The sequence below is a fragment of the Blastopirellula sp. J2-11 genome (assembly GCF_024584705.1).
Lineage (GTDB): Bacteria > Planctomycetota > Planctomycetia > Pirellulales > Pirellulaceae > Blastopirellula.
Window position 1 is genome coordinate 1,569,954 of the sequence record NZ_CP097384.1, and the last position, 14,268, is coordinate 1,584,221.

A 14,268-nucleotide genomic window follows, 5' to 3' on the forward strand; every position below is an offset into this window, starting at 1 on the left:
TATGCAAATAAAAAGTGATATCGGAAGTTGAAAGCGGATGACCGCGTTATTACCGTAGGGATTAGCTAACGTGCGCGTTTGGCGAAAACTCGTTTGACTTTGCAGGAACACGAGTTCTGGATGTTACTCCCCCCACCCAGCTACTACGGATTTCGCGCTACGATGAATTTTTTGACATCTCGATTACGCAAACTTGCCCGCAATGAGTGTGGTGGCGTGTTTGTCGAGTATCTGATCCTCCTCACATTGATAGGGATCGGGGCGATTGCAGGCTTAGCGACGGTGCGTGGAGCACTGTTGAACGAGTTAATCGATCTGGCGAACGCAATTTCGCAAATCCAGATTTAGAGCCAACGCCGCAGTTAGCGGCTCTGGCTGTTGTTACTCGTTTCTCGCTTTAGCAGAAATAGCTGCCTGTATGCGCGCCCTGATTCCCAAAATTGTGCCGATTCGAAGGCGATTGCGCTCTGGCGTGCAAACGTTGGAGTTGGTCATTGCTTTTCCGTTGCTATTGATCGCATCGTTGGCGATCGTGCAGTTCGCTACGCTCTCTGCGTTCCAATCAACGGTCGAAGCGGCGGTTGCCGAAGCGGCCCGCGAAGCGGCGAAGACGATTGATCCTCTGGATGCGCCGCAAGCGGCGCAGGTGACCTTCAATCGGGCGATGTTCTTGCATGGAATCACGACCAGCACGCCAAAAATCGCATTGGCGATTGATCAGGTCGGATCGCACACGGTTTATGGCGATCCAACGATGGCGCTTCTGCCTGGCGCCGTGATTGGAAATGAAGTTCGTGTTACCGCAGCGGTTTCCCTTCGTTCTGCTCCGACCCTGAACTTGTTAAAGACGTTCGGGCTCGATTTTGACCAGCGCACTATTGAGACGACCCATGTTAGCGGCGCCTAAACAGGAGCAACTTGGCATGGATCCTGCCACCGACAACTCAAACGAAGCCGAAAAGCAAGCGGTTGCGCCGGTATTAAGCGACCGCTATGCACTCTCGGCAATCGATTTTGTCGTGGTTAGCACGTTTGTCGTCGCCTATGTGCTCTTCTACTATTTGCCGTTGCCGTCGGTTGGCGTCTGGCGCGATGTCAACATCGGCCGCGCCATCCTGGCCCAATCAAGCTTGCCCTCACAGCCGTTACAGATGCCGCTGGCCGCGGAAACTCCTTATCGAGCGACCCATTGGCTCGCAGATATTTCGGTGGCGCTAGTGGATCGCATCGGCGGTGCAGAAGCGATTTCGTTGGCGGCGACATTGTTGTCTGTCGGATATCTCTTGTTCGTCTACTTTCTCCTGTGTCGAGGTCCCTATCCTGCGCTGTTGAAACTGGTCGCTGTTGTTTTGTCGGCGGCGACGCTGTTGTTTGCCTGGCAAGGATTATCTCCAGCTCTGATGTCGGCGGTCCGGTTGGCGCTGTTTCTGGCGCCGCTGGCGATCTTTACGCGTTGGCGTCTGCCAAATGGCGCTCCTTCGCTATGGACGTGGATTGTTTCGCCTTTGGCGATCATTGCTTGGGCTAATACCCACTGGACGTTCATCGCCGGTCCAATATTGATCGGAGCGATTGCCTGCGGCGTCGCGAGCGACGCAGTTCGGCAAAGCGGGAAATGGAGCGAAGCATGCGGAAATCGAACCGTGCAGGCCTGGGCCTGGCTCATGCAGCTTTGCTTGTTCGCAACGTTGCTCAATCCGTGGGGATTCGGCGTTTGGTCTGACGCGATCGCCCAGATCGCAGTTCCACTCGATGGTTCGGCCCCGCTTGTCCTGTTTTCGGCGCTCGGCCTAGTCGTTGCTTTGCTCGTCATCGCCTTCGCCTATCTGCTCCGTCGTTCGCAAGTCGAAATTTACGGCGGCGACGTGACGTTGTTTGTCGTCGCTGCTGGATTGGCGGCCTGCAATACGCATTTCGTCCTGACGTTTGTCGCGATTGCGACGCTGGTTTGTCTGCCGCTGACCGCCGGCATGTTTTCCCTTTCGCCGAGCCAGACGAAGCCGACGACGTCAGGCGTCGATCAAGAGCAACGGCCGCTCCGATTTGCGTTCACAATGCTCTCTTTATTGGTGATCTGGATTGGTTTCGCGTTGAGTCCGATTAGCGCTTCGGTGCTGGGAGGGACTCCGCGTCCGCTGGTGAAAGCGGTCGATGATCCGCCCTTAGGAGTCGTGCAGTATCTCAACGAAAATCAACGCCCTCGATTTGTGTTTGCGCCGGTCGTCTGGAGCGACTGGATTGGGTACGCCGTGAGCGGTTCGCCGGATCTGTTTTCCAGTTCTGATTTTGAACGGTTGCCGCAACAAGCGAAGTTTGATTATCGCCGCCTGGTGCAAGGAGGCGCGAATTGGAAGCGAGTGCTCGATCGTTATGCGGTCGATACGCTGGTGATCGATAAACGAACGCAAGCCGAATTCGCTACGCAAGCGCTGGGCGATATAGATGAGCAGTGGCAATTAGCGTGGGAGAGCGATCACGCTCTGATCCTGCAGCGGAGGATCGACTGATGCCCCCGCACGATTCAATCACGAAGCGCGCCATGACGCCGGCCTTGTTCATTCTGGTGCAAGCCGTGCTGTTAGCGACCGTTTTTGCAGGGGTCGGTTGGGCGCTGTCGCGAGATCATCGCCAGAGCGCGCCTCGTCTGCCGTCGCTGCGCAATACGGCTGAGCTCGTCTCTCCGCAGTACGATATGCCGGAGTTGATCACCGATGATCAGTTGCGAACGGTCTTGGTGCGACTGCGGCCTCGATTGCGTCACCAACAACCGAAGATCAATCACGTCGACCATGCGTTACGGTTTTGGGGCGCTGATGCGAAGTTCGCCGATCCTGAATGCCTGTCTGGCGAAGAAATGCGGAAAATGCTGACGGATATGAGCGTCTTCCATGAATACTGGGGAGACGCGTCGCGCGATTTGATCACGCCCGGTGAAATGGGGTGGGGCGTCCGAACGCAACAAGGAGCGGCGACTTCCAGTCATGTCGATCACACGCTGGCGACGCTTGCCGAAATTGGCACGCCGCTCGATTACGCAATTCAATCAGGCGAAACTTCGCTGACGCTACGAGATCTTCTGATCGGAGCGCTGCGAGACTTCCGCTTGAATCAGCAAGAATACGAATGGACGACGATCTCCGCCGCAACTTTCGCCGCCGACAACTCGCCATGGGTATCGCGCGAAGGAGAGCGAATCACATTTGATCAAATGGCGCGGCGTCTGATGCGCCAACAATGGGTGCAAGGCGTTTGCTACGGCAATCATCGACTCTTCACGTTGGCCGCACTATTGCGTCTGGACGAACAGGTCGAAATTTTTGAAGACAACGCGACGCGCGACGAAATTATCGCTCACTTGACCGATGCGACGCGCCGGTTGATCGAGAGTCAAAACGAAGCCGGCTATTGGGATCAAAACTGGTACAACGCCGAGCGAGCTCCGACTGACGAAGGGCTGACCGATCCGTTGTCACGGCGTTTATTAGCGACGGGACACGCGCTGGAATGGTGGGCGATCGCCCCCGCTGCAGTGCAGCCCCCGCGTGAGACGAAAATCCGCGCGGGACAGTGGTTGGCTACCGAAGTTGAAAAAATGAGCGACGACGTTATTCGTGATAATTACACCTTTTTAAGCCATGTTGGCCGAGCGCTTGCACTGTGGCGGGGAGCCCTTCCCGCACAGCAGTGGCGGCGTCTCGAGTGCGATCAGGCGTTGCCACTCGAAACGACAACTTCCGGTGAAGATAAAGATTCGCCCAATTCAAAATAAGGATCGCTAGCATGCGACTACTAAATCAACTTTGGTCCGACGAATCGGGTTTCGTCAATTCGGCCGAATTGTTATTGTTCAGCGTCATCGTCGTGATCGGTTTGATCGTGGGCCTGGCGGCGCTGCGCGACGGTGTCGTACAAGAGTTGGCTGACACTGGGCAAGCAGTCGGACAACTTGATCAATCTTACGCAGTGGAGTTTCAAAACGGCGGGTATCTACAAGTAATGGGCGACGATGTCGTCGTCGACCAGACTTTCGGCGATCTGCTGGGCGGACACGTCCAAGTCGTTACTAGCTTTAAGAACTTCCGCTATGCGGATCTACCCGATCTCGGCGACGGACCAGACGTCGCAGGCTCGCCTCCGGGCGGAATTATGATCGGTGGCAATGACACGGATGAAAGCGGAACTGCGCCTAGTCCGCTTCCATAAGACGGGGGGATCCCCGCTACAGTTACAGGGCGGTATTAGAAGAAAATTTGAAGAAGCCCGCTGGTCAACGACGTTAAAGCCATCACAATCTACGCTGCCTACCGAACAGAATCATGAATCGACATACGAACAACTTGCGATCAATGGGGATCAACCTCGGGGTAGAGCTCTGGCGCGATGAGCGCGGAGTCGCTTCTGCGTATGGCTTGATCCTGATCGCGACCGTTTTAATTTTGGGCGCGGTCGTCGGCTTGACGAGTTTGCGTGACCACATAGTGCAGGAGTTTGGCGATCTTGGGGTGGCGATTGACAGTCTCGATCAGTCATTCGCTTACGAGATCACCGTCGTTCCGCCGATCGGTCCGCCGCAGGTTGTCGTTTCGGCAGCGTACATCGATCAAGACGAACTGGGTTGGAGCGATGAAGATGGTGAAGCGCCTGCGGGGCTCAGCTTTGGGCCGAACTACCCAGGCGGCGCCGGCGAAGACTCGCCGATTCCCTAAACCATACATTTGTAAAACCAGGCTACATGCGGGACACGAAACCAATTGAGGCCAACCGATTACCAAGTTCGTTTTGCTGGGCGACTTCTCAAGTCAGCCATGACGCCGAGATCAACTAGCAAAGCATTTCCCTTTCCCACTGTTTCTGTTTTTTAGGATGTTTGATTTATGACTCTACTAAAGCGCATTTGGAACGACGAAGCTGGTTTCATCGTTTCGACCGAACTGATCCTGATCGCCACGATCCTGGTCATTGGTTTGGTTGTTGGTTTGACTTCAATCCGTGACGCTGTCGTCACCGAATTGGCTGACGTTAGCGGCGCAATCAGCGACTTGGATCAAAGCTATGTCTTCGGCGGCGTCGCCGGACATGCCGCCGCGACGGCTGGTAGCGACTACACCGACAACCTCGACTTCTGCGATGTCGATGGTCAAGGCGGACTCATCGCCAGCTGCATCACCATTGGTGTTGGCACGAATGATCACGACGAAGCCGGCGGTCCGTTGACCACCAACTAGTCGTGCAGATATTGTTTGGCGTACTTAGTACCGACAAACAATCAGCTGCAAGGTGAAGAATCGAATCGAGAGACCGTCCGCCCAAGGGCTGGCGGTTTCTCGATCGACTTCACATTGTGCAAGAATGCTTCAAATGCGCAGCGGATGCGCAAATAATTTTCTGCTCTTTAAGATCGACGAATTTACGAAATTAGTACGATGAGTTGCAGCGATCGAATCAAGGCAAGCCAGTAGTGAACGAACTGAATCTAGTCGCCATCACACTGGTCGGATTGTTTACGGCCGTTGCGTTTTATGTGGATTTGACCACCGGCAAATTACCGAACTGGCTCACGATGCCTGCGTTATTGGCCGCAGTCGTATTTCACTCGGTTGTCTATAGCTGGGCTGGTCTTCAGCATTCGTTGTTGGGGGCGCTCGTCGGGTTTGTATTGCTGTTTGTCCTGTTTGTTATCGGGGGCGGCGGCGGCGGAGACGTCAAGTTTATGGCGGCTCTGGGCGCCTGGTTCGGCCCGATCCTGATTTTGCTTGTGTTTGTCGGCAGCGCCGTTTTAGCGCTAATCATCACCATCGCCATTTTTGTGGGGAAGCTGATGTTTCGCGCCAAAACGGACAAGTCGGAGCCCAGTGAAACTGGGGACTCCACTCAAAAGAAATTAGACATCGCCCGACAGACGATTCCCTATGGAGTTCCAGTTTGTCTGGCTAGTTGGATTATCCTGCTGATCAAACTGGCGACCCTGTTAAAACCGCCCCTTGATAGCGTCTAGGTCGCCTCAATTTCAGCGAAATGTGGCGTTTCTAGCATGAAATTAGCCGCGTGTAATTAAACTAAGTACCAATCACGCTTCGGCACAACAGGAGGTTGTACCGCTGTCTCGGCACGGATCGCCGCTGAATTCAGATTTCAAATCAGCAAACGATCGCGTAAGCGGAGTGAGCAGCAATGTCTTCCTTGAGTCCTGGAACCTTATTGTTGGGCGTTGTCGCCGTCATGTTTGGCTTGTTGTCCGCTTATGTGGTCCGCAAGAATATGATGAAAGAAAACCCGGCGCCGGTGGTCGAAACGCCAGAACCGGAAAAAACGTTTGTCGTTCCAAAAGCGGCCGTCAATCTGCCGGCTGGCCGTACGCTGACGTTGGGCGATGTGGTGATCTATCAGTACACCGAAGAGCAGTTGAAAACTCAGCCGGTCCCCAGTGGTTACATGGTTGACGCCGCTCAAATCATTGGACGGACGTTACGTCAAGAGCTGACGGAAAAGTCGGTCTTTACGCCTGATATGTTCTATCCGGAAGGGACCGGACCGGGCATCGTGCAAAATCTTGGCGCCGGTCAACGCGCGTTTACCGTTCGCATTGAATACGACGAAGCGGTGGAGGGATTTGCTCGTCCCGGCACCAAAGTGGACGTTCTCTTTCGCGCCGAATCCGATCCAGAAAACGAACTGGACGAAACGACGGTCACATTGCTGCAAGACGTGAAAGTCTTGGCGTTTGACGCGAGTCCTTCGGCGCTGCATCCGATTGTCAACGAGCAGACGCAACGGCAACGCACGCGTCAATATGCGACAGTAACTCTGGCCGTGCTGCCGCACGAAGTGACCAAGCTTCAAGTCGCCGATGATCATGGAACGTTTGCCTTGGCGCTTGTCCCGCTGGACGGCGAAGTCGCATCCTATGACGGTGCGCCGCGTACATTGGCTGAACTGCTCGATCGCCGACCCCCGCTGCGGCAAATGATGCGGGTCTATCGCGGTGGGCAAATCTCGGAACTGGAGTTCCGCCCCAACGTCGCCGGACAGGACCAACTGTTCCGCGCTTCGCAAACTCCCGACGCAGTCAACGCCGCGGCCGAAGTCGCCAGCGCTGACTAACCGAACCTCCTCCCCCAACTCTCCTCGTAGGTTACCGCGCGATGATTATGCCGAACCACGCCGCGCCCAATCGTAACATCGACCAGGCGGAAATCGATTTCCAGCGCCTGAAGACGTCGCTTCATGAAGAAATGGTTGATTCGCTCGATCTGGGCGCGGTCACCAACCGCAATGAAGAAGCGATTCGCGGCGACATCCGCAATCTGTCGAGCAAGTACTGCAAGCGTAAGAATCTCAAGCTTGACGATGAGACGCGTGAGCGACTTGAGAAAGAACTCGACTACGAACTGTTTGGCCTTGGTCCGATTGAGCCGTTGATGCACGATCCGACTATCAGCGACATTCTGGTAAACGGCGCCCGCGAGGTTTATATCGAGCGATTCGGCCAGTTGGAACTAACCGATGTCATCTTCGCCGATGACGCGCATGTGCTGCGGATCATTCAACGCGTGGTTGGACGTGTCGGTCGACGGATTGATGAAGTTAGCCCGATGGTTGACGCCCGTCTGCCAGATGGATCCCGTGTGAACGCCGTCGTGGCGCCGCTTGCGCTCGGCGGACCAAAGTTGTCAATTCGCCGGTTTGGCGTCGAACACTTGCATCTAGCGAATCTGATCGCGACTGACTCGCTCTCGCAGGAGATGGCTGATTTCTTACAAGCGGCCGTCGCTTCTCGAATTAGCTTTTTGATTTCCGGCGGTACTGGCGCAGGTAAGACGACGTTGCTTAACGCATTGTCGACCCACATTCCGCATGACGAGCGAATCGTCACGATTGAAGACTCGGCCGAACTGCTGCTGCAACATCCGCACGTCCTGGGGATGGAGACTCGCCCTTCCAATGCAGAAGGCGCCGGCGCCGTCACTCAGCGTGACCTGGTTCGCAACAGTTTACGCATGCGACCCGATCGAATCATCGTCGGTGAAGTTCGCGGCGCTGAAGCGCTGGATATGTTGCAAGCGATGAATACCGGGCACGAAGGGTCGTTAACGACGATTCACGCCAATGATTCTCGCGACGCGCTCGCTCGACTCGAAATGATGGTCGCGATGACCGGCTTCGAATTGCCGGTCAAAGTGATACGCCAATACATCGCCACCGGCATTAAGATGGTCGTCCATGTTTCGCGATTGAAGGGAGGCGTTCGCCGCGTTACCCGCATCGCCGAGATCCGGGAAGTGAATGAAAACGGCGACTACGTGTTGGATGACATCTTCGGATTCCGGCAGGAAGGACTCGACGAGCAAGGACGCGCCAAAGGTCGTTTCTACGCAACCGGCTATTGGGCTCTTTGTCGCGAACGATTCGCCAACGCCGGCGTCGAGTTTGACGACGCCGTGATGAAGAAGCATGAGTCCGAGATGATCTACGCCAAGTATTTGAACTCACGCGGCGAAGTCGCCAGATCAAACGACGAGTCAGGCTTGTTGGATCGTCCCGCTGACGCCGGCACGCAAGACGCCGTTAGCGATTTAGAGGAGGGGGCGTAGTGCTCGATAATCTCGATCCCAATATCGTCGCGCTGATCATCTTCGCCGGCGTCGCTTCGGTCGCGGCCTTCGTTTTTCTCGCCGTCAAGGAATTGGCGTTTAGCGGTGAAAGCGGAGCAACCGTTTCGACGGGGTTACGACAATTTCCGCCGCGACGAACTTCGGAAGCAGGAGCGTCGATCGGCCAGTTTGATAGTTGGTTAACGCGGACGCTCTATCTGTCAGGCGTCGATTTCGGCCCGGCGATGGCGGTGACGCTGATGATCGCGGTTGGTGCGACTTGTGGAGTCGCCGCGTTTGTCATCACGGAAGACCCGTTGGTGACCGGCTTGGTGACGGTGCTGGGGATTTTCGCGTGTCTTGGGGTTTTGATCTGGATCAAGAACCGCCGACTGCGGGCCTTTCAGGATCAATTTCCTAGCGCGCTGGAATTGATCGCACGTGCGGTAAGAGCAGGCGAAAGTTTTGAACAAGCGATTCAGTTGGTGGGCGAATCGAGCGAAGATCCGATCGGCGTTGAATTTCGCCGTTGCGCCAAGCAACTGGATGTAGGGCTGTCAGTACCGATGGCGATGGAAGGGATGGCGGATCGCGTCGAATTGATGGACGTCAAGATCTTCGCTACTACGATTAGCGTGCATCGCGAATCTGGCGGAGCGCTGCCGGAGACGCTCGATCGGCTGGCGGCGGTGATTCGTGACCGGATGGCTTACCATCGGCAACTACGCAGCATTACCAGTTCGGGGCGGATGTCGGCGACGATTATCGCGTTGCTCGCTCCGCTGTTGCTGGTCTTCTTCCTGCTATTTCAACCCGAATACTTCGGCGAGTTCTTCTCTCATCCGTGGGGGCGTTACTTGCTGTTATTCGCGCTGATCAGCGAAGCGCTCGGATTGTTCTTCGTCTATCGCCTGGTGCGAGCCGACTACTAGGCGACTGGCCGATTTGGAGAGAGTATCTCGTTTATGATGAATCCCGCACTGCTTATCGTCGGCGCCTTTTTTGGCGTCACCATGCTGATCTACCTGGCGGGGCGCTTGTTGCTTTCTTCGGATCGAAACAAGCCCAGTGAGATGCTGCATCCCGGCGCCAAAGGATCTATCGGGCTGGGAGGCCTGACCCGCGCATTCGCCGGCATCCTGCCAAAGTCCAAGCAGTCGTACGAAACGCTGCAAAAAGATATGGTCAAAGCGGGCTACTATCATCGTGACGCCGCCGACGAATTTTTGGCTGTGCGAAACGCGGCGTTGGTCGCATGGATCTTTTTTGTCGGCGCAACGCTGATTGCTTTGGCCGACGCCAATGAAACGACGACGCAATTGATTCTGATCGTAAGCGTTGCAGTCTTGATTTTGATTTTCGCGATTCCTCGCGTCATCATTAGTTCGCAAGCCGCGTCTCGCGTTAGTCGAATTCAGCATGCTTTGCCGGATGCGCTCGACATGATCACGATGACGACGACCGCCGGACTGCCGCTGCAGAAGTCGATTAAACGAGTCAGTGATGAGATGATTCGCTCGCACGAAGACTTGGCGTGCGAATTAATGATTCTCGATCGCCAGGCCGAAACCGGTTCGCTAGGCCAGGCGATACAGAATTTCGCCAAGCGATTGGAAGTGCCGGAAGTCAACGCGCTAGCAAGCTTGGTGACCCAAGCTCAACGCATCGGCGGCAGCGTGGCTGGCGCGTTTCGCGATTTCGCCGACAGTATTCGACGCACGCGTCGTCAGTTGGCCGAAGAACGAGGGAATCAGAACTCGATCAAGCTGCTGATTCCGGTCATCTTCTTACTGGCGCCGCCGGTCTATATCTTACTGCTCGGTCCTTCGGTGCTGCGGTTGCAAGACTTCATGAGCACCGGCAGAGAAGCAGGCGGCGTTTTGGATCAATCTTCGTCATCGGGCCCGCCGAGCGCCTTGCCCAATCAGTAGCGACTCTTATTCGCTACGCGGAGTATCTCGCAGCGTGTTCTCGGCGAAACCTAGCCGCGACGCGGCGCTGGGATTCGCATTCAGACTTTGGCGAATGTGGCTGGTCTGCAGCGAAGGGGGGATCGACATGATCTGCGGATAGTGCAGTCCCGACTTGCTGGTCATCGACGATTCGACCTTGATGTCAAGCGACGCTTGTCCGGCGTCGGCTACCTTCTGCTGCGTCTGGATCGATTCGGCGGCGGACGATTTGGCCGTCATGAACGAAGCTGGCGCTACTTTATCTGACGAGAGCGTAGCGGTCGCTTGCTCTGTTGACGGAGATGGTTGCGACGCGATCGCTTCGTTGGCCGAAGCTTCCACAACCTCAGACTCTGCTTGTCGCAAATCTTTTGCGATACGATCGGCCGATTGTTTTTCATGGTTGACCGGAACGCGTTCGACCGGCTTGACCGTCCCACGTCTGCTGGCGATTTGCACCAACGCATGGGCCGCTCGCTTCAATTCGGGGTCTAGTTCCAGAGCTCGGTGATAGTTTCGCTCCGCGGTTTCCAGGTCACCCATTTGAGATTGGATAAAGGCCAGATTGGCGTAGGCTTCCCCTTCGTCCACGGCCAGCAGGAAGTGCTTCAGACTTTCGTCGTAGCGCTGCGATTCTCCCAGGATCAAGCCGAGATTGTTGTGGGTCCCTCGATACGAAGCGTCCACTGCCAGTGATTTTTGGAAGTATTGTTCGGCGCCCTCGGTTTCGTTTCGCAGATAGTGCAAATAGCCGTAGTCGTTATAGAACTCGGCGGAACGAAGTCCGGCCGCTTCCGCTGTCTGAAAGTAATTGGCCGCTTCATCATGCAATCCGCGCTTGGCCGACATCACGCCCAGCCGATGATTGGCGACGACGTTATCCGGCTGGTGCTTCAGAATCGAGTGATAAATACGCTCGGCTGATTCCGTCTTGTTTTGACGTTCAGACAGCCGCGCTAGACTCAGTTCTTGGTTAAAGTCCGTTGGGCCTGGTCGCACGGATGAAAATAAGCCGCCGTGGTGAGTCGAGGCGCAACCGACGCATGCAATAGAAACGAGCAAAGCGAGTGGAGCGTATTTATTCATGATGTTGACTATCGTTTGCGTTTGAAGTCGCGCGTTCAAATCAATTGGAAAGGACGGCCAGGAGCGATTAAAAGAATCCGCCGCCGCCGCCGAATCCGCCGCCGCCAAAGCCGCCGCCGAATCCACCGCCGCCAAAGCCGCCGCCGAAACCGCTGCCATTGCCAAGGCGAGAGCGTCCGTAGGCGGTCGCCGCCTCTTGGGCGTTCAAACCTTCTGAGAAGGAGGGCGCTACGACGACGCGATTCTCGGCGTCTTCAACTCCCATGCGAACCAGCGACGCGACCACGACCTGACGACGCCGTTCGTCGACTTGAGCGTTGAAATGAACCGGATACTTGAAAGTGCTGCGAGGGTCGACGCTCGTTTCATTGCGTTCGATGACGACCGGAAATCCGACCCCTTCTTTCAACTTGGCGGCGATTTGCTTTACGTGATCTTCGCCGTAGTCGTTGAGCCGCCATGATTGAACGTCGCGTATTTTTTCTTCCGGCTGGCTGGCTTCAAACTCGTGCATGTAGATCACAAATTTGGCCGCTTCGGCGTTGTCTTCCTGCGCGGCGTTCATCTGATCGATGACCGAACCAAGCGGAGGAAATGGAGCCGGTTGGATAATGCCTCTTTTTTGGCAGCCTGTCATGGCGCCGAACATGACGACCGTTAGGCCGAATCCAGCGACAATGTTGCGGCGTTTTTTCATAGGGAAAAACCCTCGGTTTGCTTTTATGGGATGGTTGGGCGACATCGAACGGGAGTCGGCGGAAACTACTGCGAGAAACCTGCCGGGCCGTGCATGTAGTACCCTTCGCTTTCTTGGAACTGACCGCGACATTTGCGAGCCTGACGCTCGGCTCGCACATGTTCAAAATTTTCGTGATGGATCTGGTGACGATACGATGGCCAGACCGTGCTGCGATAGTCGTAGCCGGGCAAGCCTTCGATTTGCTGGTGCAAAAAGAATTCTTTGTTCGTAGGTTCGGTCACTTCCATGCCTGGTAAGTACAACGGAACCTGGTCGCGTTCCATCGGATGAACCAATTCAGGGCTGACCAAAATCACCAGTTCGGTTTCGATCCGTTTGGTCGTTTGACTACCGAAGGCGGCGCCAACGTAGGGGATATCGCCAAGCAGGGGGAGTCGCGAACGAGAAGCCTCTTGTTCGTCCTGAATCAAACCGGCGATCGCCAACCACTGACCTTCGCGAAGATCAACCGTCGTAACGGCTCCGCGGATATCAAGACCCGGCACTCCGTCGACGCTCAAACTTTGATTGATCGAACTGACCGACGGTGAGACCGACAAGCGAATCATGTCTTTGTCCATGACGGTCGGCATAAATCGAACTTGCGTGCCGAACCCACGGAAGGAAGTGCTGACCGCTCCGATACCGCCGACTCCAACGGCCGTTGGTACGGCGAATTCGCCACCGGCGATGAAACTAGCCGATTGTCCGCTCAACGTCATCAAGGTTGGTTCAGCCAAGATTTTCGCCGAACCGTTGCTGCTGAATGCGCGAATGAAGAGCTCAACGTCCCCGCCGTCTAAGATAGCGGACAAGTTGCCGGCGCCTCCCATGATGGTGTGGGCGATCGAGAATGATTCTTCCATGACGGAAAAATCCATTCCTAACTCGCGGGCCGCTTGTCGCGACAATTCGGCGACCCGAACTTTCAGCATGACCTGCTGCTCGCCAGGAACTTCGAGCAAGTTAATCAGTGCAGTTGTTTCCAGGTCTTCCGCATCTGGCAAACGGGCCACAGAACCGACGTTTATCGTGCCGCCGGCGCTGATATTGCCATTTTGGTTGACTGCCTGTTCGCCGATGACAGCCAAGATTTCGGCTGCTTCTTTCGCATCGCGAGCTTGCCCGCGAACAATCAGCTTGTCTGCGATCGGAAAGAGTTGGACGCGACTGTAAGGAAACATTTCGTTCAGGTGCGCCTGAAGTTTGCCGTATTCTAGATCGGCTCGGTCGTCATCGTTCGTCACAATAATCAAGTATCGCAGCGTTGAGATCGTACCGTCGGCGTTGTTGAACCAGAGCGTCATCGTCGTCTGTCCAACGGAAGAACCGATCACTTCCATTTCAGTGGGGGAGAATTCGTTGACCTCCACGATCGCCGGATTGGTGATCGCCACGCGAAAGACGGGAGACTTGGTCCGCACGATCTTCGATTGCGACGTCAGAAGACTGAAAATCAGTTCCGGCTCCAGCACTTCATCAATCAGGCTGGATTGCTTTTGGAGCGTCGCCGCATTGGGACTGGAAAGCAGTTCGATTTGGTTGGGCGCCGGCAATAATTCCTGCGCCTGACCAAATGCAATGCCCCATGCCGAGAGGATTATCGCAAGTGTTGCGAGAGTGGTGCTGATATTGCGCATTGTCATCCTATTTGTCTTTCATGGTCGCCGCCGCCGCTCTGTGACGAGCAAATTCCTGGGTATTCACAAAGCCACAATGATCGGCAATAGTCTCACTTTCGGAAAAGTCACCTAAGCCAGTTCAGTTCCGTTGGCAAATTCTAACGATTTTGATCATTTATCCAGTGATCTCAGGGGGGCGAAGGCTGCAAGCATTGCTAGCATTGCACTAATACTTGGTGGGGCAGGTAATCTAGATGCTGCGTAGAAGACTGCGAAAG

General features: G+C 55.3%; 15 protein-coding genes. 12 read left to right on the plus strand and 3 right to left on the minus strand.

Translation table 11 applies throughout. The features are described from left to right. The first annotated feature begins 120 nt into the window (after window positions 1-120). The 12 genes from M4951_RS06505 (at window position 121) to M4951_RS06560 (ending at window position 10,522) form a co-directional block, all read left to right on the plus strand. A complete protein-coding gene (locus M4951_RS06505) occupies window positions 121-348 on the plus strand; it encodes a Flp family type IVb pilin (RefSeq protein ID WP_131282343.1) in 228 nt (75 codons plus the stop codon). A gap of 70 nt (window positions 349-418) precedes the next feature. Next, the gene (locus M4951_RS06510; protein ID WP_262025672.1) at window positions 419-907 is read left to right on the plus strand and encodes a TadE/TadG family type IV pilus assembly protein; all 489 of its coding nucleotides are present in this window, start codon (window positions 419-421) and stop codon (window positions 905-907) included. A 16-nt stretch (window positions 908-923) separates the two neighbouring features. Continuing rightward, window positions 924-2,507, plus strand: coding sequence for a hypothetical protein (locus tag M4951_RS06515; protein ID WP_262025673.1), 1,584 nt, complete (start codon window positions 924-926; stop codon window positions 2,505-2,507). Window positions 2,508-2,539: 32 nt separating this feature from the next. Then, complete coding sequence (locus M4951_RS06520; RefSeq protein WP_262025674.1) at window positions 2,540-3,769, plus strand: hypothetical protein; 1,230 nt, start codon at window positions 2,540-2,542, stop codon at window positions 3,767-3,769. Window positions 3,770-3,780: 11 nt separating this feature from the next. Next, the gene (locus tag M4951_RS06525; RefSeq protein WP_262025675.1) at window positions 3,781-4,203 is read left to right on the plus strand and encodes a hypothetical protein; all 423 of its coding nucleotides are present in this window, start codon (window positions 3,781-3,783) and stop codon (window positions 4,201-4,203) included. Between the two features lie 113 nt (window positions 4,204-4,316). Next, complete coding sequence (locus M4951_RS06530) at window positions 4,317-4,706, plus strand: Flp family type IVb pilin (RefSeq protein ID WP_262025676.1); 390 nt, start codon at window positions 4,317-4,319, stop codon at window positions 4,704-4,706. A gap of 168 nt (window positions 4,707-4,874) precedes the next feature. After that, window positions 4,875-5,225: a hypothetical protein gene (locus M4951_RS06535; RefSeq protein WP_262025677.1), complete on the plus strand. Its 351-nt coding sequence runs from the start codon at window positions 4,875-4,877 to the stop codon at window positions 5,223-5,225. Window positions 5,226-5,458: 233 nt separating this feature from the next. Then, the gene (locus M4951_RS06540; RefSeq protein WP_262025678.1) at window positions 5,459-5,995 is read left to right on the plus strand and encodes a prepilin peptidase; all 537 of its coding nucleotides are present in this window, start codon (window positions 5,459-5,461) and stop codon (window positions 5,993-5,995) included. Between the two features lie 176 nt (window positions 5,996-6,171). Further along, complete coding sequence (gene cpaB / locus M4951_RS06545; RefSeq protein ID WP_262025679.1) at window positions 6,172-7,101, plus strand: Flp pilus assembly protein CpaB; 930 nt, start codon at window positions 6,172-6,174, stop codon at window positions 7,099-7,101. Between the two features lie 41 nt (window positions 7,102-7,142). Beyond that, a complete protein-coding gene (locus tag M4951_RS06550) occupies window positions 7,143-8,591 on the plus strand; it encodes a CpaF family protein (RefSeq protein ID WP_262025680.1) in 1,449 nt (482 codons plus the stop codon). Further along, a complete protein-coding gene (locus tag M4951_RS06555; RefSeq protein ID WP_262025681.1) occupies window positions 8,591-9,523 on the plus strand; it encodes a type II secretion system F family protein in 933 nt (310 codons plus the stop codon). Before M4951_RS06550 ends, M4951_RS06555 begins: the two co-directional genes overlap by 1 nt. Window positions 9,524-9,556: 33 nt before the next feature. Continuing rightward, window positions 9,557-10,522 (plus strand): type II secretion system F family protein, encoded by a 966-nt coding sequence (locus M4951_RS06560; RefSeq protein WP_262025682.1) that lies wholly within the window; start codon window positions 9,557-9,559, stop codon window positions 10,520-10,522. Between the two features lie 6 nt (window positions 10,523-10,528). On the opposite strand, the gene M4951_RS06565 is transcribed toward M4951_RS06560, so the two are convergent. From M4951_RS06565 to M4951_RS06575, 3 genes are all read right to left on the minus strand, one after another. After that, the gene (locus M4951_RS06565) at window positions 10,529-11,629 is read right to left on the minus strand and encodes a tetratricopeptide repeat protein (protein ID WP_262025683.1); all 1,101 of its coding nucleotides are present in this window, start codon (window positions 11,627-11,629) and stop codon (window positions 10,529-10,531) included. A 67-nt stretch (window positions 11,630-11,696) separates the two neighbouring features. Beyond that, window positions 11,697-12,326: a hypothetical protein gene (locus tag M4951_RS06570; protein ID WP_262025684.1), complete on the minus strand. Its 630-nt coding sequence runs from the start codon at window positions 12,324-12,326 to the stop codon at window positions 11,697-11,699. A gap of 65 nt (window positions 12,327-12,391) precedes the next feature. Further along, window positions 12,392-14,014 (minus strand): type II and III secretion system protein family protein, encoded by a 1,623-nt coding sequence (locus M4951_RS06575; RefSeq protein ID WP_262025685.1) that lies wholly within the window; start codon window positions 14,012-14,014, stop codon window positions 12,392-12,394. Window positions 14,015-14,268 lie beyond the last annotated feature (254 nt).

What these genes read in the sequence shown, in the direction of transcription:
- M4951_RS06510 (WP_262025672.1), top strand. Translation starts at nt 419, where the DNA reads ATGCGCGCCCTGATTCCCAAAATTGTGCCGATTCGAAGGCGATTGCGC.
- M4951_RS06520 (WP_262025674.1), top strand. Translation starts at nt 2,540, where the DNA reads ATGACGCCGGCCTTGTTCATTCTGGTGCAAGCCGTGCTGTTAGCGACC.
- M4951_RS06560 (WP_262025682.1), top strand. Translation starts at nt 9,557, where the DNA reads ATGATGAATCCCGCACTGCTTATCGTCGGCGCCTTTTTTGGCGTCACC.
- M4951_RS06515 (WP_262025673.1), top strand. Translation starts at nt 924, where the DNA reads ATGGATCCTGCCACCGACAACTCAAACGAAGCCGAAAAGCAAGCGGTT.
- cpaB (WP_262025679.1), top strand. Translation starts at nt 6,172, where the DNA reads ATGTCTTCCTTGAGTCCTGGAACCTTATTGTTGGGCGTTGTCGCCGTC.
- M4951_RS06550 (WP_262025680.1), top strand. Translation starts at nt 7,143, where the DNA reads ATGATTATGCCGAACCACGCCGCGCCCAATCGTAACATCGACCAGGCG.
- M4951_RS06505 (WP_131282343.1), top strand. Translation starts at nt 121, where the DNA reads ATGTTACTCCCCCCACCCAGCTACTACGGATTTCGCGCTACGATGAAT.
- M4951_RS06530 (WP_262025676.1), top strand. Translation starts at nt 4,317, where the DNA reads ATGAATCGACATACGAACAACTTGCGATCAATGGGGATCAACCTCGGG.
- M4951_RS06570 (WP_262025684.1), bottom strand. Translation starts at nt 12,326, where the DNA reads ATGAAAAAACGCCGCAACATTGTCGCTGGATTCGGCCTAACGGTCGTC.
- M4951_RS06525 (WP_262025675.1), top strand. Translation starts at nt 3,781, where the DNA reads ATGCGACTACTAAATCAACTTTGGTCCGACGAATCGGGTTTCGTCAAT.
- M4951_RS06535 (WP_262025677.1), top strand. Translation starts at nt 4,875, where the DNA reads ATGACTCTACTAAAGCGCATTTGGAACGACGAAGCTGGTTTCATCGTT.
- M4951_RS06575 (WP_262025685.1), bottom strand. Translation starts at nt 14,014, where the DNA reads ATGACAATGCGCAATATCAGCACCACTCTCGCAACACTTGCGATAATC.
- M4951_RS06565 (WP_262025683.1), bottom strand. Translation starts at nt 11,629, where the DNA reads ATGAATAAATACGCTCCACTCGCTTTGCTCGTTTCTATTGCATGCGTC.